Below are 21,903 nucleotides of genomic sequence, written 5' to 3'. Positions count from 1 at the left end.
ATCCCCGTATCAATAGCAATAAAATTCCAACGCAAACTCACTGGATTTTTTGCATTAATGGAAAACTCAGGTAGATACAAAGATGCTTTTGTAACCCTATAAATTAAATATATTAAACTTATTAATAATAGAATTATTGCGTTTAATAATTTCCTCACCGGAATTTTTCACCTTTGGTAAATATACTATTTTTAATAATTCTCTATCCACCCAAATATTCCCTTTATTAACATCCTGTCCGTTAGCCTAACAAACAAAGACAGAAAATTATCCAATGTAACATAACGTGTATTATGTTACATTCATTTATCTTCTAAATCCATAAAAAAAAGCTGCTGACGCAGCTTTCAAACTATAGCATTGCACTGCAACCCTTATTTTGATTTTATAATACAACTTTTCATCCTTAATTTGTCGTTGTAAATCAATAATGTCGCTATCATTATTAATTTTTTCAGGAACCAATCCTTCGTCTCCCGGCGTTAATCTCCAACCCTTATTTAGCACAAAACGGAGCCAAGAACCTGCAAGCCATGAAGTAATTGGTTAAATTGTATTATCCCCACTATATTAAATATTTAATAATAAAGTTCTAACACAAAATTTAAGCCCTTGTTACTCAAAAACCTGCCCTTTAACTGATTAAAGATAAGAAAAATGGACTGCTGAAACAGTGCATCGTTGTTCAATTCTTGCGCCCGATTGTGGAAGATCATTGCAAAGCCTTATTGAACAAAAGCACCCGATAGTTTAAGTGCAATATTTCACAATCTTTTCTATAACATGAAATAATCTTTTGGAAATTTAGTGTTACTACTAATCTATTTTGTCCTAAAGTTGACGATACAAGATGCCCTCTTATTGACGGCGAGCATGTCCAATTCTTGTTTTCAAACCATTTTGAATAATTATTTTGCTGGGTTAAAATGTCCAAATTTTCAGCATTTTAGTCCAAAAAGTAGCATTGACATTCAAGTTGTCCAAATTGGGGTGTCTTAACTTACGATTTGGACATTAATAATCGACTTTTTTCATGTTTCTCCGTCCACTTACAGCACAGGAAAAACATAGTTTTGCAGGATCAATGTTTCTGGCATTTAAATGATGAAAGTTTTAGCAGTATGTTTATTATCCATTTGAATCATTAAATGCATATATTTATACATATATATAAATATATGCTAATTGTATTAACGTGGCAGGATAGTTGTGTGAAATGTTTCTGGCTTAAATTAAGGTTGGTCACAACAATCAGGTAAAGGCTAGATAGTTACAGTTGGAACTGAAGGATTATATCGAAGAATCAAATGATGGGGTAACACCCTGAAGGGTTCTCTCTTAATCGTGGTGACATTTCAATCAAGGAACAACAAATAAATAGAAGGTCACAATTGACGTGAAATCCAAATTGTAACCCTTAAATCCTTAAATGATTTTGTGTTTAGGCTTCATGACTAAATTGCCATTGGATGTTGTACTTATCAGTCAAGCTACCATAACATTTGCTCCATGGTGTCTCTTGCAGCTCCATCTGAACAGAACCTCCATCCTTCAACTTTTGGAATGCATCTTTGATAGCTGTCTCATTACTACTTACATATGCGAGTGTGAAATTGTTGCCCTGTTGATAAGGCGACCCTGGAAAATTATCAGAAAACATCAATTTACTTCCTGCTATCTCTAGAAACGTGTGCATGATCAAATCCTCTGATCCTGGAGGCAAGTGTTCTGAGTGCACCGACCCGTAAGTCATGAATTGAGGTTCTTCAAGTCTGAATACTTTTGCATAATACTTAACGACCTCTCTAGTATTACCGTCAAAAATTAAGTATGGATTCAATGCCATACAATCACTCCTTAAATAGAATAGTTGTTACGCCCAAATTTTAACATTAAATCCATCGAAAATCTTCCTGTTACTACCAAATAGATAATTTTTTTAAAAATATGAAATATTTCACTTACACTATAGGGACATTTAATAATACAGATTGTGAATAATTACACTTAAATTAAACTCCCGTTACTTCAATAAAAAAATAAGACCGCCGCAGCGACCACTTCTTTACTCTTGCACCCATTAGTTGAAGAACTATAACTTCTTCTGCATAGAAACTACTTGAATATTTATACCGTTTGGCTTATGTACTACTTCCTTATCATAAATGCTATATCCTATCGAGTTATATAGTTGTATATTTTTAGGCACATTCATTCGTACCTTACAAAGAATAGTAGAAATTTCATTTTTATGTGCATATTCTTCTAATGATGCTAACAATTTTTTTGCAATTCCTTGACCTTGTTTTTCTGGAATAACTGAAAGTCTATAAAAATAAAGTCCTTCTTCTTTCAATCTAAAACGAACCATTCCCACTGATTCATTATCAACAAATGCAATTAAACATATTTCATCTTCTATTAAAGCAGATGTTATTGATTCAACTGTCTCCTCTAACGCACTTGATGGTGGCACTTCATTTTTATATTCCATAAATGCCTTGAACATTAAATCGTGAATTATTGGTGAGTCCGATATTTCTGCAAATTTAATCTCCAAAATTAATCCCTCCCCCGATAAAATAAATATACAGCGTGGTGCTTATTTATGCAATAAAACTGTATATTGAGTATCCTTCTTCCTGCACTAACCTGCCCCTTTAGTTTAAGTGCAAACCTTCACATTTCCTTACTGACTCATGAATAAATATATTTTTTTATCAAATTCTAATGAAATTTTTAATTTATAATAATTGACGAATGGTATCGTGAATTTGAAAGAAATTTGTCGAATAATAGTGAATTCCAAAATAGAAATAGACCAAAAACGAGAGAGGCTTAAAGAAATGAAATCTACTGGTATTGTTCGAAAGGTGATGAATTAGGACGCGTGGTTATTCCAATCGATTAAGGCGTGCACTTGATATCGCTGAAAAAGATGCGCTCGAAATTTATGTTGATGAAGATAAAATTATCTTAAAAAAATATAAACTAAATATGACTTGTGATATTACCGGTGAAGTTTCTGACGATAATTATCAGCTTGCCGGTGGAAAATTAATTCTTAGTCGTGAAGGCGCAGAGCACCTTTTGAAAGAAATTATGGCAAGCTTTGAATTAGCAAAATAATATAGATTAATATAAAAAGGCTCTAGAATCTTTGATTCGAGAGCTTTTTGTTTTATAGGACATATATGACCGTTCCTCGGCTAAACCTGCCCATTTAGTTAAACAACAATAATGAAAATCTACTGTGAAAACTCCTGTTGTTCTTATCGCCTCGGTATATTTCCACTTATATATAGCCTTTGCTCCCGATGAATAAAGTCTATTTTTGACGAGATTCTTCTATTATTAAAGTAATAAAGTTCAAGATTTTAAACCTAAAAAAGCCGATTCCCTAAATATTTAAGGAATCGGTATTTTTGGATTTGTTTTATAACACAATCGCGCCCTTTAATTGATCAAATCCAATTCCTGCAGTTACAGTAGTATCGGAACAATTTGGAAACAAATGTATATTAAAGAGCTATTAGCATAAATCATACTAATCTTCTATGCTATAGCTCTTTAATTGAAAATCTAGATTATCTTAATATATTCACCTTAATGCCCTTATTTAAAATATTTTGATAATCAATAAATTCATATAAGTCTTCTTCAATTAAAGAATATATGCTCTTTAATTCGTCGAGAGACAATTCTTCTATTCCTTTATTATGATCTTCACAATAAATGACAATAGAACCTACGATACTATGTGCATCTCTAAATGCAACCCCTTTGCTAACTAAATAATCAGCGACTTCTGTTGCATTGAGAAAACCATATTTCACAGCTTTTTTCATATTTTCAGTATTCACCTTCATAGTAGAAATCATATTAGACATAATTTCTAGACAAGATAACACGGTATCCAATGCATTAAAAAAAGGTTCTTTGTCTTCCTGCATATCCTTATTGTAGGCTAATGGCAATCCTTTCATCGTGGTTAAAAGTGAAGTAAGAGAACCATATACTCGTCCCGTTTTTCCTCTTATAAGCTCTGCTGCATCAGGATTTTTCTTCTGAGGCATAATACTGCTACCTGTAGAATAAGCATCATCAATGCTAATAAACTTAAACTCTTGACTACTCCACAAAATCAATTCCTCACTTAATCTGCTTAAATGCATCATAATGATCGAAAAACATGACATTAATTCAATTAGATAGTCCCGATCACTAACCCCATCTAAAAAGTTATCAACAGGCTTTGAAAATCCCAACTCCTTAGCTGTCATTTCTCGGTCTATAGTATGTGTCGTTCCTGCCAATGCTCCACATCCAAGTGGACTTTCGTTCATAATTTCAATCGCATTAAGGACTCTTATTCTGTCTCTATTCAGCATATTATAATAGGCCATTAAATGGTGTTTAAGAGTTATTACTTGAGCTCGCTGTAAATGGGTATATCCTGGCATTATCACATTGTTTGCATTTGCTTTTTCCTCTAGGCTAGTTTGCAGTCTATCAATATACTTGATTACTTCTAATGCCTTATTTTTAGCGTAAAGCCTAATGTCTAAAGCAACTTGGTCATTTCGGCTCCTGGCTGTATGAAGTTTTTTTGCTGTTTCACCGATTCTTTCTGTTAATTTTGTTTCAACAAAACTATGAATATCTTCATAATTCCCTTCAATCGCTAATGTTCCGGTATCGATATCTTCCAATATAGAAAGAAGGGACGTTCTAATTCTTTCTCCTTCTTCCGTTGCAAGTAATTCACATTTCACAAGCATTTTTACATGTGCAATACTCCCTTTAATATCCTCGGAATAAAGTCTTTTATCAACATGAAGGGAACTATTAAAGTCCTCCATTAGTTTATTTTCTTCTTTTCGAAAACGTCCTCCCCAAAGCTTCATAACCAAATCTCCTTTTGTAAAATGAATGTATTATTAAACGGCTACATTCTCCAGGTTACTCAATTCCTGGATGTTCCCTTTTTTTCGCATATACCAAATACCGTTATAGACGGCAAAATAGTAAAAAATGAATCCGATGGTTGCCACGATAAAAGACATATATGGCTCAGCAATCATTCCATTGCCTCCAAAATTTCCAACTGATGAAAGCCCAACCAGGATAAGAATATAAATAACTAGATAGATCCCGCCAAAGATTTCTATCGATTTATGTTTATTGATAAAATGAACAATTAAATATCCTGCAAGTCCAATGACCAATCCCCAAATGGCAAGCTGAACTCTACTCCAGTTTGTCCAATAAATAAGCAATGTAGCAAAGGTAAAGGCTAAAGGAGCAATAAGAGGCATGCCTGGGATACCGTTTCCTTTTGTCAAACCCACCTTACGAAACACCATGACCGTGACGCAGGCTGAAGCGTATTTGAAAATACCAATTGCTCCAACAATGGCTACAATCGCAGTCCAGCTCTTTAAAGGGAACAGGAATAGCAATCCGATAAGGAAATTGAGCGTAAGTGCACGAGTTGGAACTCCAAACTTTTGATTAATCGAACCGAAATAAGATGGCAGGAACCCACTTTTCGCCATTGCAAAAACATGTCTTGAAGTTCCGGCTGTATATGCAAGCGCTGATCCGGTTGGGGAAACCATTGCATCGGCTGTAATGGTCCAAGATAGCCAAACCATATTCGCCATAAGTGCTAAATTCGCAAATGGAGAGTCAAATTTAATTCCACTCCAACCGTTAGCCAGCATTTCTGGCGGAACGGCTCCAATAAAAACGATTTGAAGTAAAACATATAAAATAGCTGAAATTGACAGGGATGCGATAAGTGCAAGTGGAATATTACGCCTTGGGTTTTTAACCTCGCCGCCCATCATAATCACATTCCCAAATCCTGTATAGGCAAAAAATATACCACTAGTTAAGATTGCGCTTAACCCTGCTCCAAATCCATAAGGGGTGAACCCATGACTTGTATAATTTTCTGAATGAAAACCTGTCATAAAGAAAGCAATGATGGTTAGTAGAGGTACTATAAATTTAATCGTGGTAATTATGGTATTGGTAACGGCAAATAATTTCACACCAAAATAGTTCACAACCACAAATAATACCATTAAAATAGTCGATGCCAGAATTCCTGTTGTAGTTAGTTGCTCCTTCGTTACATCATATAGTCCAGGCCAGAACTGATTAGCATATTGAATAACTCCTGACGATTCAACAGGTGCAGTTGCACAGTAGCCAAGCCAAATTGAATAACTTGTCACGGTACCAAGCAATTTCCCGTGGGAATAGAGGGGATAACGGGCCAACCCGCCTGCTTCTGGTCTTACCCTTCCTAATTCAGCATAAACAAGGGCAATAAGAGTAATGACGAATGCCGCAATAATCCATGACATAATAGCTGCAGGTCCAGCCATTTTTGCCGTATTCCATGGTCCAAAAAGCCAGCTTGATCCAATAATTCCTCCAAGAGATAGTGCTGTAAGTGACCAAAAGCCCATTTTCTTTTTTAAATATTGTTCTTGATTCATGAAATTCCCTCTCTCTTATTGGGGTATATTATTATTTGTCCTACTACTAACATAAAAATTCTAAATGACCTCTAGATACATAAATAGCTTAGTACTTTACTTAAAATATATAACTCCTTTCCAATTTTTCTAACTGTATCTAACAAATAAAAAAACAACTAGGATACTTTAAGGTCAAAAAGGGGTAATTACCCTAAAATGATTTTATTTGAATTGTTTACAGATTGCAATACATTTTTTGAAAATTCGCAACACGAATGCTAAGTGAGATCGTTCACAAGAGGTGGAGAAATGAATGTTTATTTCTCAAAGTCCTGTTATCAAGTTATATCTTGGTGGAAATGTTAAGTTAAAAAATTTGCGTCTTCTCCAAAAAGAGGTAAATTAATTGATTCATCAAATGACAAAAAGTCAATTGACACGTGTTTGGTTTTGCACAGAAGCTGTATTAGCTGCATGCTGGTCTAGACAAAAGGGAAAATCATCGTGTAACCTATAACAAAACAGATAAGTGCCTAGTGATCAGGTACTAGAAGGGAGGTACATATGTATCAGATTGGAATTGTAGGCCCTAAAACTTCGGTAGATCGAATTTTAACTCTTGCGAAAAAAATGAAAATGGATTTGAGCTTGCGATTTTTACCATTTCCGTACAACCATTTTCAGGAGACGAGTGCCATCGTTAAAGAAAATGATCATCAGGTTGATATTTGGTTTTTTTCGGGTAAGCTTTCTTATATTATTGCAAAAAACATTTTGAATTCTGATGAACAATTGTTACATATTCAACATACAGAAGCAGGTCTTTTCCGTTGTTTTTTGCAGACGGCTCTAAACCATCATGTAATCGTCGAAAGGGTTAGTATCGACGAGCTTGAAGAGACAAAAATAGAAGAAGCATTAGAACAGCTGGATGTACCCGTTTCTAATATTTACATAAAAAGATATGGAATACAGACCAACCCAAACGAGTTACTGAAGTATCACCTGAACTTATGGGAAGAACGTAAGATTGATGTTGCGATAACTTGTTTCGAAGGTGTTTATAAAAGTTTACTAGCAGCCGGTGTTCCAGCTTACTGGTATACCCCCACAATTCTTGAAATTCAGCAAACCATGAGAATTTTGGAAGAAAAGGTAAGGGCATTTTATTTTAAGGATACTCAAATTGGTGTGGGAATCATTGATATTAATGATTTTGATAAGATTGCTGAAAAAGCAAGAAGCCCCTACCGGTTACAGTATTTGGAGACCCTACTTAAGGTATCGTTAATACGTTTGTGTGAGTCTTTAGACGGTTCTCTCATGGAGAGAGGGAATGGGCGATATCTTATTTTTAGTTCCCGTGGAGCCATTGAGCGAAATATTAGCATGCTGGTTCAGACGGTGGATCAACTTTCTCTTGAATCCGAGTCGACGATCGCAGTTGGAATTGGTTATGGAGAAACAGTCTTTGCTGCTGAGGTTAATGCTCTTAGTGCAATCCAGCGGTCCAAAGAGAGGGAGGATCGTGGGATTGTAATTATCCAGGAGGATGGGCAGGTAATCGAATCTGCAGGGAAAGATGATGAGTTGTCTTATTCCTATCGTCTTGAAGATAAGGATGTTTTAGAAAAGCTAGAACAAGGAAATGTAAGTGTTCGAATGTATAGCAAACTAGCAGCGACTGTGAGACGATTGGGTTTAAGAAGTTTCACTACAAAAGAAATAGCTACCCATCTCCGTCTCGATGAGAGAAATGTTAGACGGATGGTTACCAGTTTAACCGAAGTGGGTTTAGCAGAGTACATGGGTTCTGAAGGCTCTGCCTCTCGTGGTAGGCCAAGTAAAATTTATCGTTTAACTTAAATCGGGTGGCGAAGATCATAGCCATCAAGCTAAATTTACTCCTATCCCCCTTGGAATGTTTATGAGGGGGATTTACCTCTTCTATCAGTATTGGGATTTTTTACTGTGAAGGAAAATTCAAAGCGTAGGATTTCATTCCACTCTGCACAAAAAATTAAATCAATTATGTAGTTCGTGGAAAAGTATTGTTGAGATGAAAATGATTTTCTAGACTTATCTGAACGATACAAACCACTTATAAATAACACTTACCTTCAAAATAATAGTTAGACTAAATTACAGTCCTACAGAAATAAATTAGTTATTCCATTCAATACAACCCTTAGTCAAAATGAAGTTACAGTCAGATATTTCACTAGTTCGATTCACTTATGTTTCTTTATTCATTATACCTTGCATATAATATATAACCATATTCATATATGTATATATTATAAATTTTTATATAAATATATGACGATATATATGTTATTATTAATATATTACATACCCCTATAAATATAATGAATTTGAAATACCCTTAGATATATACATTAATATATATGTCTAAGGGTATTTTGTTGTTAAAGAAAAAAAAAGATGGAACTATAAAAAAACTCTAACCGAATTATGGTTAGAGTTTTTTATTCCTTTTAAAGCTACAAAACTTACAGATTCAAATGATTAGATATCGACCTCCTTAAAAGACTGTATATTAAATGTTAAGAACTGTCTTATTTAAATCGGTTTATGTATATTTAAAATTGTAGCATTAATGTAAAAATTACTAGTCAATTCTGAAGAAATGAAGGATTAGTTATGAGGTTTTTATATTAAGGCTAGAGGAACTCCAAGGTTACAAATCTAAAATTTAAGCTTTCAAACAAGATGAGCGGAAGTTCTTTAATAATATTCAGTTATGGCCTTTGAAAACATTTTATATGTCCAATCTCAGTTTATTGTGTACTAAAATACTTGAAAGACTTGTATTCCTATTAAAAATATACATATATATTATTAACACATATAAATATACAACAATATATATGTTAATTTATTAATTAAATACATAGTTGATTGACATTTAAAAAACCCAGCACATTCATGGTTAAAAATAACCTTAAATAATTACTATTAACTTGAATAATGGTACTTTTTTAAAAGCTTGTAAACCGAGAAGGTAAAGAAAAATTTGTAGACTGAATATCTATTTGAATTTAAGAATAAATTATATATATATATATTAATGACATGTAGGCAATAATCTCCCAGAATAATGCCAAAGCCCAAAAACAAGGCCTAAAAAATCTAGCCAAGAAGCTACACTTAACCCAAAAATTCCAGCTAAAAGTAATCTTGCCTCACTTCCACGCTTTCGCAGTATTATCCATACAAGCCAAGGAATGATTGATAATGCTACTGAAACCCAAAATTCCCAGTTCCATAACGTATGTTCTTTCCAATAGTTTACATATTCCACTTCTACTTGATTTATTCTTTGAAAAAACTTATCGGAACTTATAATTTTTTCTTTTCTAATCAATGGAGTCATCTTTTAATTCACCTTAGAAAAATATATAACTCCAGTATTCCCTATCATTGTTCAACTATCCTCCCCGTTAGCACAATAAAAAAAAGCTGCCGAAACGACAGCCCTGCTCTTCAACTCTTGCTACCCGTTAGCCACCCATGCAGCAGGGCTGCACCACATAGAATGAAAATGGATAGGAAGTGTCAATACTGATACTGACTTTAATCCAGTCAATCCAATCTATAGGCTTGCTAATTTAACACTCTCCTCTTTTTTTAACGATGAGCAGGGTCTTCTTAAGTATTGTCACTTTTCTATTCTTGAAGAAACTTATTTTCATGGTAGACACTCATGCCGCTTACGCGGCACCATCAAATGAATGAAAATACTTTTATCCTAGTCTAGTTCCCTCTCCCCCTGTCAATCCTGTTAATATGGCTGGCGAAGGAAGGTCGTTAAACTATGGTGCTTATAAGCCCGTATGGTATACTGATTCGCTACGACCAGGTGCACCACAAATTGTTGCTTTCTGACGAGAAGCACGCAGGATAGATTAATCTTATAGGGTTGTTGCACCAGCCCTAATTTATTTCAGCCTAGGAAGAATTTTACAAATGGAAGTTGTATATAATCGCTGTTGTGGACTCGATGTTCATAAAAAGAGTATTACCGCTTGCGCGATCACTCCAAAAGGAAAAGAAATTGAAACATTTGGTACCATGACACATGAACTTTTCCAATTGGTGGACTGGATTAAAAATAAGCGTTGTACTCATGTAGCTATGGAAAGTTTCTTCGAAGGAAGACATCATTATGGAGCTTACGAATCTCTGTATTGATTATATAAATGAAGCTGGTCAAACCATTTCCAATGAAGAGTTATCTTATCCCCTTCGTTTCCAAAAAGTGTTTGAACAAGCTGTTTTATCAGCTGATTATGCTTCAGATATTTTTTTGAATGATTTAAAAAGAAGCTGTAGGCATCTATACGAAAAAAAGATGCAATCAAGAAAAGAACAACTTACTACCATTCATACATTTTATAAAAATGGTATGAATGCAGAAGTTTTTAATCAATTGAATCTCTCCATCTTAATTATTCAGGATGAAACGGTTCTAGGGAAATTGGTGAATACATCCTTTTTAGTGGAAGAGGAATTGTCATTGAAACAGGCGCTATTTGATTATTAAGTAGCGAAGAAAACCCAGGTCCTTAAGCCCGAGTACTTGCAAAACACGGAAAATGAAGATATTAATGCAATGGTGGAAAGCATCCTCAAAAAACTAGCAGCCATCTAATGACTATAAAAAAGACTCATACGCGTTGGTAAGAGTCTTTGGTATCTCCTTTTGTTTTAACCCGGCTTTATATTTTCTGTTGAATTCTGGTTAAAATGGTCGTTAGTGTTTGATTTAAATTCGTTAATTCCTTCATGTCTAAGGACAGATTTTCCAGCAATTTTGAAGGAATACATTGAGCTTTGTCTTTTAAGTCTTCACCTTTTTGTGTTAATGAAATGATGACCGTTCTTTCATCCTCCAATGATCTTCGGCGTTCAATAAGATTATTCCCTTCCATTCGCTTTAGCATAGGTGACAATGTTCCCGAATCTAAAAATAACTTTTGGCCAAGCTCTTTAACCGTTACCGATTTTCTCTCCCAAAGTACCAATAATACTAAATATTGAGGATACGTTACCTCCAACTCTTCTAATAAACTTCTGTATAATTTAGTGATTTCACGTTCGGTTGAATAAATCTTAAAACATATTTGGTTCTCGAGTTTTAATTGATAATTTTCCATTTCCTTGTCCTTTCATCTTTCATTAGTACCATTATAATACAATAAGCAATTATTTAAACACCAATTTAATTTTACACAATTTAATTATTGACTTCAGAATACTTTATGGTTAATATAATTTTATAAAATAAATTGCGCGAAATTAAATTTTATAAAATTATATTTTGGGGTGGTTTTTTATGGAATTATTATATACCGCAAGTGCAACAGCAGAAGGTGGCAGAGCTGGAAAAGTAACAAGCAGTGATGGGACATTAAATTTAGCCCTTTCAATGCCAAAATCTTTAGGCGGTCAGGGACAAGAAAATGCAACGAATCCAGAGCAATTATTCGCTGCCGGCTATGCAGGCTGCTTTGATAGTGCATTAAATTTAGTCGCACGACAGGCGAGAAAACGAATTGAGTCAAAAGTTACGGCGGAAGTTTCACTTGGGAAAGACCAAGATGGCGGTTTTAAATTAGCTGCGGTCTTAAACGTATCGATCAAAGGGGTATCATTAGCAGAGGCTGAGGAATTAGTTTATAAAGCTCATGGTGTTTGTCCTTACTCTAAAGCAACGAATGGGAATATGGATGTTAAATTAATAACGAGTGTAATCTAAGATTTCTCATCTAGAAACGCCCTGGAAGGAGGAACTTATTGATAAATAGAAAAGAGGCTAACCTGCCATAAAAACCAGGAATAAGCCTCTTTTTCTTTTTACTTTACCGTTCATTCAAATTCCGTACGACGCATATAGTCACGGACTGTAATGGGTGCAAAAATGGCCACAATGATAGCAGCTCCGATGAGCGAAACAGCAAAATCCCAACCAATGTTTCCGTTGTTGACAAGATCAAGAAAACTTACAAAAAGAAACGAGGAATGTAAAATGACAGTATTATATACAGCAAGAGCAACAGCGGTAGGAGGCAGACATGGACGAGTAGTTTCTTCTGACAACGTATTAGATTTGGATTTAAAAACACCAAAAGAACTTGGTGGTCCAGGTGGATACGGGACAAATCCAGAACAATTATTCGCAGCAGGTTACTCTGCTTGCTTTGACTCGGCATTAAACCTTGTGATTCGTACAAAAGGGGTAAAAGGTGTGACAGCAACAGCAGTAACTGCCAGTATATCTATTCTAAAAAATGAAGCAGGCAAAGGATTTAAACTTGCAGCTGACCTTGAGGTGGAAATAGAAGGTGTGGATAAAGAAACAGCACAGGGACTTATAGAAGCAGCCCACCAGGTATGTCCATATTCCAACGCGACAAGAGGAAATATGGAGGTAACTTTAAAACTCGTTGATTAAAAATATCTTCTTGGTTTTGGAGGAACTTAACATGGAAACAGTGTATGATTTTAATGTTAAAATGAAAAATGATAAGGAAAAATTACTAAGAGACTACGAAGGGAAAATATTACTCATAGTGAATACAGCAAGTAAATGTGGGTTAACTCCTCAATTTACAGGTCTTCAAGAATTGTATGATAAATATAAGGACAAAGGGTTTGAAATATTAGGATTCCCTTGTGACCAGTTTAACAATCAAGAGTTTGAAAATATTGAAGAAACAACGCAATTTTGCCAATTGAATTATGGAGTAACTTTCCCTATTTTTGCAAAAATTGATGTAAATGGTGAAAACGAAGACCCTCTATTTACATTTCTCAAAGAACAGAAAAAAGGGATAATGTCCAAAAATATAGAATGGAACTTTACCAAGTACCTTATTGATACAAACGGGAAAGTAGCAGAGCGCTATGCTCCAACAACAGAACCTAATAAAATTGAGAATGATTTACGGAAGCTTATATCCATGTAATAAGTAAGGTACGTTACAAAGTATGTCTATGTAAGAAATGTGCAAATAGCTTATCGGATAAAGAAAAGATGGAAATTATAAAAAATGAAAAACCTATAATTGGGGAACGAATTGTTACTAAAAAACAAGCTCACTTAATTGGTGAAAAATACGATGGAAAAACTGTTACATCGGTGACGTTCTTAACAAATAATAAAGTATTAAGAAACATTACCTTTTTCTATATAATGGAAAAGTAATTGGCAAGGGGTATAGGGATTAAAAAAATAGAAGTAACGTAAAGGGTGCATCTAAATCGATGCACCCTTTCATATTAAAAAAATTATAGTTTGAAAAATTAACAATTAATAATAACAGAGCCAGGTGTCCTACCGGCTGGAAGGTTAGAAAGCTTGCGCTGTTTTACGATTCGGAAGGCAAAAGGGAAAAATCAACAAAAAAAGCAGCCGTTTTGGCTGCTCTCCATTTGTTCTTTATTCTTTTAATCTTTAAATCTTTGGATTTTTTGGTATTCGGCTCGTTCGGTATGGCGGCAGTGGCCGTAAATGGAACAGGAACCTACGGAATGTAGGCGTGAACCGTACAGTCCGTGGTTATCGGTACATTTAATACCGAAGCGACATGTACGGAATAACAGAAAGGATGCATTTTCCTTTCTGATCAGTCCGTAGTGCTGCCGCCATAAGACTATAAAATAATCAAAAGAAATAGGACCGGTTGACGGTCCTTTGTTTGTTCGTAATTATAGGAGGTAAAATAATTACCTTGTTAAATATGGGTTGTCTTTTATTTTATGCAAGCCTATATCCTCACGATTTATTTGTTTCACCCAATTATGAGCCTGATTTTTATGTTCGGATGTTTAGACATTGCCTAGATAGCTTCTCGTTATGTTTTGGAGAACCAATTTTCCATTCTTACTGTATTTTTCAAATAACTCTGACAGAAGAAAAACAAAACGTTCATAAATTAATTTTTAAGTTTTACGAACGTGAAAAATGCCATTTTTGAACAAAAAATACCCGTTCGCAAAAAGTGTACTTTTACGAACAGGTGTTTTACAGAAAACATTAAAAATCAGATTGCTTATAGGATGGATATTAACCTTCTAGAGTTTGAACAGTATTACAGATGTTTTATACCTGTTTACCATATGTCACTCCCCCATCAATAATAAAAGGGGTACCCATCATAAACTTTGATTCATCAGAAGCTAAATACAGAGCTGCGTATGCAATGTCAATTGGTTTTCCTAGTTCACCGCTTAATTGTCTCTTTTTAATAAGTTTAATAGCTTCTTCAGGATTCGGATCTTTTGATAAATAGTCTTCGACAAAAGGGGTAAAAATGGTTCCAGGTAATAATGCATTAATTCTTATATTATAAGAGGCGTAATCAACCGGGTGTTTTTAAAAAAGGGTCAAGGGGAGGTTCTTCCCTTGCGGGTTTGGGCAGCGCCCAAGGTTGGCAGGGTTAGAGATCGTTTGGATATAAAGAAAAAACTTCACATTGGCCACAAAAAATTGTTCGTCTTTTGTACCAAAATGATGTTTCGGCATCAGTACTTAAAAGTTATGAAGCTATTTTTAATTTAGGGATACCGTCAGGAAAATACGGATTTACAACGCTAAGCACATTTTCAAGACGATTCCCCCAAATAACACGCCCTCAACCAAAGATAGGATGGGGGCGTGTTTTACGTTTTATTTATTTAAATTCTTAATAGGGGGAGTACCAGCGAAGCTGTCACCACCCGCAATAGGAAATGTCAAGATTACAGTAAGTTGTTTAAGTTTAATACTTTCAACACGCGTACCCCCGTCCTGTTTTGGATGAGGGTAACATAAAGTTGTTAAATTTTTAGTAATGACTTAACAATACGGTCTTTTAAAAATATTAATTTTATTCAATAATCCTTCTATTAGCTGATATGTGAAATAAGAAAAACACAATTCTTTATCGACAAACTGACAACACAATTAATTTTGTGTTTATTAGATTTTCTCATTATAGATTGGCGAGTAGGGAAGAATTCTTGGGGAGCCTGTCTATACAACTGAACCTGAAAAAACCGCCTGTCACTAGTTGCACAGGCGGATAAATTTGGGATCTGTATAGCAATGGAACTAAATCATGTAATAACCAATAGCATTTATAACTAGGAGTATCGTACTCATTTCGCGGATACTCAGTGATGCAACTTTCATTACAAATACACATCACCAATTAAAATCGTGTATCCCAACATCCACAAAACGGATCTACCGGACTCTTTCCTTTAAATTCGGATTCCCCCGTTAACTTCTTATAAAGATAATGAATAATGTTTTCGTTTGCATGATAGCAGTTAATCATGACAGGGACTCTCGGAATATCGAATAAATGATATGGGTTGGCCAGAGAAATGAAAATAGTTGGAACCTCTTGAATGAACCATGGTAAGTCACCCGCAAGCAATGGCGACCACTGCAGCCGCAAAGTAGGCTTTACACTTACGGTAGGAAGGTTCGCTAAATAAATAACAAGGTCAAATTGTTCTTTCATTGTGTACGTAGGAGCTGTAAATGACGCTCCAAAATTTTGATTTGGGTCAAAGAGAACTACCTCAAACCCATTTGTTCGCAGCTTATCTGCAAAGCTTTCAGTGTAGGATTTGGAGTAGAAGCCCTCTGCTTTTAACTGAGAGTTTATGCCCTCTACAGGAATTAACAAAACTCGCCGATATAGATTAGCGGATATAGGTAGTAATTGTTTTGTATCTTTTACCAGGGTAATGGATTCATCTGCTGCAATGGATGCCCACTTCTTATGTTCTTGACAGCCGAGTACCTTAAGCTCCTCTTCTCTCGGAACTATCGCAGCGGCTTCTTTTTTATGGAGACCAAGAGATGCTTTTAAGGCTAACACTCTCGTGGCTGCTTCCTCTACTCTTTCCATCGTTAGCAGTCCATTTTCAAGACCCTTCATCATAAAATTAAAGTCCTCTTGTATATCTCGGTTAAAGAGGAACACATCACAGCCCGCTTCGATTGTTAAAGGAACTGCCTCTTCTCGATTTTTTGCCATTGCGAACCCAGCCATCATGGTAGAGTCAGAGACAATAACACCATTAAATTGCAGTTGTTCTCTTAGTAAATCCTGTAACAATTCTTTAGATAGAGTAGCCGGCATTATTTCTTCTTCCTTAATATCAGGGCGAAGCTTCCTGGAATAATGAGGGAGCATGATATGTCCAGGCATAATTGTTTTTGTACCTGCCTCAATTAATTCCTTATAAATAATACCATAGGTACGATCCCACTCCTCTACAGAGAGAGAGTTAACAGAAGTCACTAGATGATGATCTCTTTCATCCACACCGTCTCCTGGAAAATGTTTGATGGATGCCGCTAGTCCGTTTTCTTGCAAGGCTTGTACATACGCTTTGCTCATTTTTATAATGGTGGGAACATCAGATCCAAAAGTACGAATATTGGTGATAGGATTTCGAAAGTTTTTATCAATATCTACTACAGGTGCAAAAGACCAGTTACAGCCGACAGCACTGCCCTCTTTAGCAGCAATCTCCCCTAGCTTGTATGCTATTTCTGTGTTTCCTGTTGCTGCTGCCTGCATAGGATTAGCAATTGCTGTCCCGTCTAATGCAATGCCATTTCCTCCGGCTTCTAGGTTTGCCGCAAGAAGTAGAGGAAAAGCGGATTGCTCCTGCAAGAAACGATGAACATCCTGAATCGTCTCCCCCTTATCCGGTCTAAACATGAATCCCCCGGGCTTAAAGGTATCTAATGTCTCTTTTAAAAGCTCTTTATCCTTAAACGTACCGTGCAGGCAAAAAAGCTGACCTACCTTTTCTTGAACCGTCATAGATGATAAAGTGGCGTTAACCCAATCAATATCTTCATCTGTTAAATAAAATGGATTTCCCTTTAAATTCATCATGTTTTTCCTCCTCGTGTCAATTTTTTTTATATTTTAATTTGATGAAAAAATTGTGTTTTCACTGAACCTTAACTAAAGTATCAGCCTTAGCTCTATTGCTTTCCCGTTTTATTTTTATCTCAGATAAAATCTTCTCATAAGTCACTTCTGTTAACTGATATTTAAAGAGCGGCACAACAGAGATTAGTAACAAGATTCCTGGAATAATCGTATATAATAGCTGCATCCACACCATCGTTGTACCTGTTTGAGTTTGATTAGGGATATAACCAATACCAGAAAGCAAATAAGCTCCTATTCCTCCCCCTATCGCCCCTGCGAATTTAGAGCGAAAGGTGTTAGTTGCAAATACCGTTCCCTCTGCCCGTTTTCCAGTTTTCCATTCGCCGTATTCCACACAATCGGCAATCATAGCACTCATCGTAATCGCCGCTATACCAAAAAACAAAGAACCTAGAATAGATATAGTAAAGAACGAAATCATACTTTTGCCTACAAAGAATAAAGCAATTCCCGACACACCGGAACCAACAAGTCCGATGATAGTCGTTTTCTTTTTCCCTAAGCGCTTCGACATCATCGGTATAAACATGGCTCCTATTAATATTGGCACTACGCTGACCAAAGAAAATAGAGGAAAAAGATTTTCAGCATGTAAATAATATTTGAAATAGTAGATACCGAAAGCACCTTTGAATTTTGTTATGATATCTTCCAATAACATTGTCAACAATAACATCAGAAGCGGCTGGTTCAATTTGATGACGCGAAAAGCATCTCTGAACGTAAACTTTTCATTTCGAGTTACTGTTACTTGTTCTTTTACGTTGAAAAATGTAGTCCAGAAGAAGACGACACATAATACCGCATAGATCAAGCTGACAAGGAACCAACTGTTTGACGCTTTAACAAGCGGTAAGGTAAAGACACTTACAACTAATCCGCCGATAATTGCCATTACCCGGGGCACCATAACCACTTTTGTCCGTTCCTTTGGATCGTCTGTGATAGCAGCTGTCATGGACCAATATGGAACATCTACTACAGAGTAGCTCATTCCCCACATTATATACGTTACATATGCGTAAATAATCTTAGCTGCGGGACTGATATGAGGCTGTAAAAAGCAAAGAACCGTAAGACCGGCCATAATAACCGGGGCAACCAGAAGATACGGTCTAAACTTTCCCCATCTGGATTTTGTATTATCTACAATGACGCCCATAATAGGATCCATTAAAGCATCCCAAATTCGCGCTACAAGAAATAATGTTCCTACAGCAACTGTCGATATCCCAAAGTAATCGGTATAAAATAGCATTAAATAACCTAGCATTAACCCCCAAATCAAATTCGACCCAAGACTCCCCAGCCCGTATGATAGAACTGTTTTTGACGAAACCTTCATTTTTTTCACCTCGATGTTGTATTTTCTAAGAACACTTATTCTACTATTGAATCAGCTTGTTTTTAAACTTGTTCCAAGTATAGTTGCTGTAATATTGAGCGTATATCTGCCGTAACACCTAGTCCTTCTTCAAGATAGTTTTCAATTGAACCATAGCAATGTTCAGCTTCATCAAATGCAGCTTGAAGATAGGATTTTTTTACGGACATTGCTTCTTTGATATATTCAAATTCATCATTATTTGGGAGCATCATACTAATTATTTCTAGTATCTTTTTGTTCTCTTCTATACGATTATTATTACTTTGCAAATAGTCCTCAAAAATTTGCTCCACTGGTACTCCAAGTATTACTAGTAAAATGGCTGCAGCAAAGCCAGTTCGATCTTTCCCTGCCGTACAATGCCATAGAAATGGGCTCCCATCAGCCTCAACTGCTATGTCGATAAATTGTCTAAAAGCCTGTTTTGAAGTAGTATCTCTTATAAAATTACGGTTTACGTTTTCTAAAAAACCTTCTGAGTGATCAGCTTCTAATAATTGCTTAATGCCTTTCATCATTTCTTCTTGATTCATAGAACCACCAATAGCTTGGATGTTGACATACTTAGTATTTTTTATGATTGGGTTTGGTTTTGCTTCAATTTCATTTACAGAACGAAAATCAATAACGTGACTTAGCCCAATTGAGTGGACAAAATGAAGATCCTCTATCGTCAATTGAGCTAGTTCACCTGAACGATATAGTCGGTTCTCAATGATTTTACGTCCATCCTTTGTTCTGTAACTCGCTATCGCTCGAAAATTTGTCCGACTTTCTAACGATTGATTATCCATTGTTTTCATAACTAATTCTCCTCTGTGCCCCGATTAGACTTTGTAATGCTATTAACTTGTAAACTTAACTTTTTGGTTGGCCGACCAAACTATTTACTTACCATAACTAGGTATTTACTGTTAGTAAATACACTTTGAATTATAGCTACGTATTTTTAATTGAACGTATTTATATTGTTAAGAAATTGTAAATAAAAAAGGATGTCATCTAAATTAAAGACAACATCCTTTATCATTCTATTTAACTGGTTTTAAATATTCTAAGATCATATTAACCATCTGCTCAAGAACTAGGTCTGGATCAATACCTTGATCATATTTTAAAATTTCCCCTCTTAAAGCCATACGTTGAATAGTCGCACTCGTTATATTGCTAATTGTAAATTGCAGAGTCGTTATATCAATATCATTACGAATTGATCCATCCTGAATTCCTTCTAAGAGTATGTTTTTAAAGAGTGACCGACCTTTTTTTAAAAGATCTAGAAATGCATTTTCCAATTCTGGAGTGGGATAATGGTCACGATAATGCATATCAAAAAGACCTATGAAACTGATTGCATCTTTTTCAGTTTTTAAATTTTCAATTTGATATCGGAGAGAATACTCCATTTTTTCCCATCCGTTTTTCCCATGTATCATCCAATGTTTATCATTATCAATATACTTTTCAAGTAATTTCATTTGCACTGCAAAAGTAACTTCATCGATTGATTTATAATATTTATAAAAGGTAACCTTGCTAATCCCACACTGCTTTACGATATCGTTTAACTTTACAACTCCTAATCCTCTTTCAAGAAATAATTGCTGAGCTGCAGTAAGGATTTCTTCTTTACGATTATCTCTGTACTTCTCTAATTGCTCTTTCCACTGCTGATTCATTTAACTACGGCCCCCTAACTCTAAACTCTTAGACATTTTATCATGTATAAATTGTATTAACTAGTAGTTAACTATGCTTAATCTATGTACTTTTTAAGCTGCTATAAATGTCCTACGTGTATAGTATGTGATGCTTTTATTTTTCACTAAAGAACCATAGAAACTATACTGTTAGTTAGCAAAATAAAAAGTGGACTACCGAAGCAGGAAGCAGCCCATCGTTGTTGAACTAAATGTGTTAGTGTTGGGATATAAAAAAGTTTGATCAAAAACACGTCTGACAAGGGATGAGCCGGACAGATGCAGCTGAGAAGGCTGGTATCTCTCGTATGACTCTGTATCGTAAGATACAAAAAGAGGAAAGAAATTAAAAAGGAATTGGGAATTAGATGAATTAATTGAACACTTTATACTGATGCCTGATGAACAAGAGTTAATACAACTAAAAAGAGGAAACTCAAAGATCGGTTTTGCAGTTATGTTTAAGTTTTTCCAATACGAAGCCAGGTTCCCTCATACCAAGAGTAAGATACCTAAAACAGTGGTAGATTACATAGCTAAGCAGCTGGTTGTTAATCCTGATACCTTTTCTGAATACGATTGGGCAGGACGTACTATTACTTATCACCGTTCAGAAATACGTGCTTATTTTGGATTTCGAGAAGCTTCCCTGCAAGATACAGATTTTATAAAAGACTGGTTGTGTAAGTATGTGCTTTACCATTTTTTCTTTATAATAATTTCTCGGCAAGAAAATAGTGGTTACATTTTCAAGTAAATTTTCAAGAATCTGTTTCATTGAAAAGCCTCCTTCTATCGTCCAGTTAATTGACCTACAAATTCAACATCATTTATCTTCCAACCCTGCTCTTTAACATAGATTAGCGACGTTTTGACAATAACCGTTTCTGTGTTTGAGACATCGTTAAATTCGGTTGTGAGCTTAAACTCATTAAGAAACTCAGCTTCAGTTTTTGAAGATTGATATTCAAAGGGTTTTAATCCAACCATTGAAGACCTAACTGATTGTTTAGACTTAGGCAGTTCAGTTCCAGATGGATGGGTCGCTTTAAATCCTTGATCAGTCATGAGTGGTTTGATTTCCTCATATCGTTCAGTAGTAATTTGATAGGTGAAAAACTTTTCAAGGAACTTCTGATTTACTTCTAACGCATCTGTATTTTGAACAGAAGATAAGGTTTTGATCTGATTTTCGTAATTTCTTTGATTCGCTTTTACTTCCTGCAGTTGTGATCGCAAACCGAAAATATACATGATAACTAAAACGGCTGCAACAAAAACGAGCATAAGCAAAATGTAATTTTTCTTATGATTTGGTTCCAAGACTT

17 protein-coding genes and 7 pseudogenes are annotated in these 21,903 nt (G+C 35.3%); 9 read left to right on the top strand and 15 right to left on the bottom strand.

The annotated features are described in order from the left end of the window. Nucleotides 1–306: 306 nt before the first annotated feature. The 3 genes from RCG21_RS32955 to RCG21_RS32945 form a co-directional block, all read right to left on the bottom strand. Entirely contained in the window at nt 307–465 is a 159-nt protein-coding gene (locus RCG21_RS32955) for a hypothetical protein (RefSeq protein ID WP_308914623.1), read from the bottom strand. 976 nt (nt 466–1,441) lie between these two features. Continuing rightward, on the bottom strand, nt 1,442–1,846 hold the full coding sequence (locus RCG21_RS32950; RefSeq protein ID WP_308914622.1) for a VOC family protein: 405 nt from the start codon (nt 1,844–1,846) through the stop codon (nt 1,442–1,444). A 246-nt stretch (nt 1,847–2,092) separates the two neighbouring features. Further along, nucleotides 2,093–2,560 (bottom strand): GNAT family N-acetyltransferase, encoded by a 468-nt coding sequence (locus RCG21_RS32945; RefSeq protein ID WP_308914621.1) that lies wholly within the window; start codon nt 2,558–2,560, stop codon nt 2,093–2,095. A gap of 286 nt (nt 2,561–2,846) precedes the next feature. Between RCG21_RS32945 and abrB the strand changes: the two are divergent. Then, nucleotides 2,847–3,129: pseudogene (gene abrB, locus RCG21_RS32940) on the top strand (transition state genes transcriptional regulator AbrB). A gap of 458 nt (nt 3,130–3,587) precedes the next feature. Here abrB and argH read toward each other — a convergent pair. Beyond that, the gene (gene argH, locus RCG21_RS32935; RefSeq protein WP_308914620.1) at nt 3,588–4,907 is read right to left on the bottom strand and encodes an argininosuccinate lyase; all 1,320 of its coding nucleotides are present in this window, start codon (nt 4,905–4,907) and stop codon (nt 3,588–3,590) included. A 33-nt stretch (nt 4,908–4,940) separates the two neighbouring features. Further along, nucleotides 4,941–6,512, bottom strand: coding sequence for an APC family permease (locus RCG21_RS32930; RefSeq protein ID WP_308914619.1), 1,572 nt, complete (start codon nt 6,510–6,512; stop codon nt 4,941–4,943). A 546-nt stretch (nt 6,513–7,058) separates the two neighbouring features. Between RCG21_RS32930 and RCG21_RS32925 the strand changes: the two genes are divergently transcribed. After that, nucleotides 7,059–8,360, top strand: coding sequence for a helix-turn-helix domain-containing protein (locus RCG21_RS32925; RefSeq protein WP_308914618.1), 1,302 nt, complete (start codon nt 7,059–7,061; stop codon nt 8,358–8,360). A gap of 1,222 nt (nt 8,361–9,582) precedes the next feature. On the opposite strand, the gene RCG21_RS32920 is transcribed toward RCG21_RS32925, so the two are convergent. Further along, complete coding sequence (locus tag RCG21_RS32920) at nt 9,583–9,891, bottom strand: hypothetical protein (protein ID WP_308914617.1); 309 nt, start codon at nt 9,889–9,891, stop codon at nt 9,583–9,585. Nucleotides 9,892–10,484: 593 nt separating this feature from the next. On the opposite strand from RCG21_RS32920, the pseudogene RCG21_RS32915 reads away from it, so the two are divergent. Continuing rightward, a pseudogene (locus RCG21_RS32915) lies at nt 10,485–10,661 on the top strand (IS110 family transposase); the annotation flags it as partial. Nucleotides 10,662–10,683: 22 nt separating this feature from the next. Beyond that, nucleotides 10,684–11,061, top strand: coding sequence for a hypothetical protein (locus RCG21_RS32910; protein WP_308914616.1), 378 nt, complete (start codon nt 10,684–10,686; stop codon nt 11,059–11,061). Between the two features lie 175 nt (nt 11,062–11,236). Here RCG21_RS32910 and RCG21_RS32905 read toward each other — a convergent pair whose 3' ends face one another. Next, nucleotides 11,237–11,674: a MarR family winged helix-turn-helix transcriptional regulator gene (locus tag RCG21_RS32905; protein WP_308914615.1), complete on the bottom strand. Its 438-nt coding sequence runs from the start codon at nt 11,672–11,674 to the stop codon at nt 11,237–11,239. Nucleotides 11,675–11,853: 179 nt separating this feature from the next. Between RCG21_RS32905 and RCG21_RS32900 the strand changes: the two genes are divergently transcribed. Continuing rightward, nucleotides 11,854–12,276: an organic hydroperoxide resistance protein gene (locus RCG21_RS32900; protein WP_308914614.1), complete on the top strand. Its 423-nt coding sequence runs from the start codon at nt 11,854–11,856 to the stop codon at nt 12,274–12,276. Nucleotides 12,277–12,386: 110 nt separating this feature from the next. Here RCG21_RS32900 and RCG21_RS32895 read toward each other — a convergent pair. Then, nucleotides 12,387–12,512, bottom strand: a pseudogene (locus RCG21_RS32895) (ABC transporter permease); the annotation flags it as partial. A 34-nt stretch (nt 12,513–12,546) separates the two neighbouring features. Here RCG21_RS32895 and RCG21_RS32890 point away from each other — a divergent pair. Then, nucleotides 12,547–12,972, top strand: coding sequence for an organic hydroperoxide resistance protein (locus tag RCG21_RS32890; protein WP_308914613.1), 426 nt, complete (start codon nt 12,547–12,549; stop codon nt 12,970–12,972). 31 nt (nt 12,973–13,003) lie between these two features. After that, complete coding sequence (locus tag RCG21_RS32885) at nt 13,004–13,486, top strand: glutathione peroxidase (RefSeq protein ID WP_308914612.1); 483 nt, start codon at nt 13,004–13,006, stop codon at nt 13,484–13,486. A gap of 862 nt (nt 13,487–14,348) precedes the next feature. Here RCG21_RS32885 and RCG21_RS32880 read toward each other — a convergent pair. The 6 genes and pseudogenes from RCG21_RS32880 to RCG21_RS32855 all read right to left on the bottom strand — a co-directional run. Next, nucleotides 14,349–14,453 (bottom strand): annotated as a pseudogene (locus tag RCG21_RS32880) (class I SAM-dependent methyltransferase); the annotation flags it as partial. Nucleotides 14,454–14,622: 169 nt separating this feature from the next. Next, nucleotides 14,623–14,886: pseudogene (locus tag RCG21_RS32875) on the bottom strand (SDR family oxidoreductase); the annotation flags it as partial. An 826-nt stretch (nt 14,887–15,712) separates the two neighbouring features. After that, nucleotides 15,713–17,425, bottom strand: coding sequence for a glycoside hydrolase family 3 protein (locus RCG21_RS32870; RefSeq protein ID WP_308914611.1), 1,713 nt, complete (start codon nt 17,423–17,425; stop codon nt 15,713–15,715). A gap of 58 nt (nt 17,426–17,483) precedes the next feature. After that, on the bottom strand, nt 17,484–18,833 hold the full coding sequence (locus RCG21_RS32865) for a glycoside-pentoside-hexuronide (GPH):cation symporter (RefSeq protein WP_308914610.1): 1,350 nt from the start codon (nt 18,831–18,833) through the stop codon (nt 17,484–17,486). Nucleotides 18,834–18,895: 62 nt separating this feature from the next. Continuing rightward, nucleotides 18,896–19,678, bottom strand: coding sequence for a tyrosine-protein phosphatase (locus tag RCG21_RS32860; protein WP_308914609.1), 783 nt, complete (start codon nt 19,676–19,678; stop codon nt 18,896–18,898). Between the two features lie 228 nt (nt 19,679–19,906). Continuing rightward, the gene (locus RCG21_RS32855) at nt 19,907–20,554 is read right to left on the bottom strand and encodes a TetR/AcrR family transcriptional regulator (RefSeq protein WP_308914608.1); all 648 of its coding nucleotides are present in this window, start codon (nt 20,552–20,554) and stop codon (nt 19,907–19,909) included. 281 nt (nt 20,555–20,835) lie between these two features. Between RCG21_RS32855 and RCG21_RS32850 the strand changes: the two are divergent. Together RCG21_RS32850 and RCG21_RS32845 are read left to right on the top strand one after the other, a co-directional pair. Next, a pseudogene (locus tag RCG21_RS32850) lies at nt 20,836–20,925 on the top strand (helix-turn-helix domain-containing protein); the annotation flags it as partial. A gap of 11 nt (nt 20,926–20,936) precedes the next feature. Next, nucleotides 20,937–21,332 (top strand): annotated as a pseudogene (locus RCG21_RS32845) (DUF4158 domain-containing protein); the annotation flags it as partial. A gap of 35 nt (nt 21,333–21,367) precedes the next feature. On the opposite strand, the gene RCG21_RS32840 reads toward RCG21_RS32845, so the two are convergent. Then, nucleotides 21,368–21,898, bottom strand: a complete 531-nt coding sequence (locus RCG21_RS32840; protein WP_308914606.1) for a YddI family membrane protein — start codon at nt 21,896–21,898, stop codon at nt 21,368–21,370. Nucleotides 21,899–21,903 lie beyond the last annotated feature (5 nt).

Origin of the sequence: Bacillus salipaludis, assembly GCF_030938565.1 — a bacterium.
Taxonomy (GTDB): Bacteria; Bacillota; Bacilli; order Bacillales; family Cytobacillaceae; genus Neobacillus; species Neobacillus salipaludis_A.
The sequence above is the reverse complement of the archived record's forward strand: the minus strand, read 5'-3'. Positions and strand labels throughout refer to the sequence as shown.

Excerpts from the sequence above, each read along its gene's own strand:
- RCG21_RS32950 (WP_308914622.1), bottom strand. The coding sequence starts at position 1,846 with ATGGCATTGAATCCATACTTAATTTTTGACGGTAATACTAGAGAGGTC.
- argH (WP_308914620.1), bottom strand. The coding sequence starts at position 4,907 with ATGAAGCTTTGGGGAGGACGTTTTCGAAAAGAAGAAAATAAACTAATG.
- RCG21_RS32930 (WP_308914619.1), bottom strand. The coding sequence starts at position 6,512 with ATGAATCAAGAACAATATTTAAAAAAGAAAATGGGCTTTTGGTCACTT.
- RCG21_RS32925 (WP_308914618.1), top strand. The coding sequence starts at position 7,059 with ATGTATCAGATTGGAATTGTAGGCCCTAAAACTTCGGTAGATCGAATT.
- RCG21_RS32920 (WP_308914617.1), bottom strand. The coding sequence starts at position 9,891 with ATGACTCCATTGATTAGAAAAGAAAAAATTATAAGTTCCGATAAGTTT.
- RCG21_RS32910 (WP_308914616.1), top strand. The coding sequence starts at position 10,684 with ATGGAGCTTACGAATCTCTGTATTGATTATATAAATGAAGCTGGTCAA.
- RCG21_RS32905 (WP_308914615.1), bottom strand. The coding sequence starts at position 11,674 with ATGGAAAATTATCAATTAAAACTCGAGAACCAAATATGTTTTAAGATT.
- RCG21_RS32900 (WP_308914614.1), top strand. The coding sequence starts at position 11,854 with ATGGAATTATTATATACCGCAAGTGCAACAGCAGAAGGTGGCAGAGCT.
- RCG21_RS32890 (WP_308914613.1), top strand. The coding sequence starts at position 12,547 with ATGACAGTATTATATACAGCAAGAGCAACAGCGGTAGGAGGCAGACAT.
- RCG21_RS32885 (WP_308914612.1), top strand. The coding sequence starts at position 13,004 with ATGGAAACAGTGTATGATTTTAATGTTAAAATGAAAAATGATAAGGAA.
- RCG21_RS32870 (WP_308914611.1), bottom strand. The coding sequence starts at position 17,425 with ATGATGAATTTAAAGGGAAATCCATTTTATTTAACAGATGAAGATATT.
- RCG21_RS32865 (WP_308914610.1), bottom strand. The coding sequence starts at position 18,833 with ATGAAGGTTTCGTCAAAAACAGTTCTATCATACGGGCTGGGGAGTCTT.
- RCG21_RS32860 (WP_308914609.1), bottom strand. The coding sequence starts at position 19,678 with ATGAAAACAATGGATAATCAATCGTTAGAAAGTCGGACAAATTTTCGA.
- RCG21_RS32855 (WP_308914608.1), bottom strand. The coding sequence starts at position 20,554 with ATGAATCAGCAGTGGAAAGAGCAATTAGAGAAGTACAGAGATAATCGT.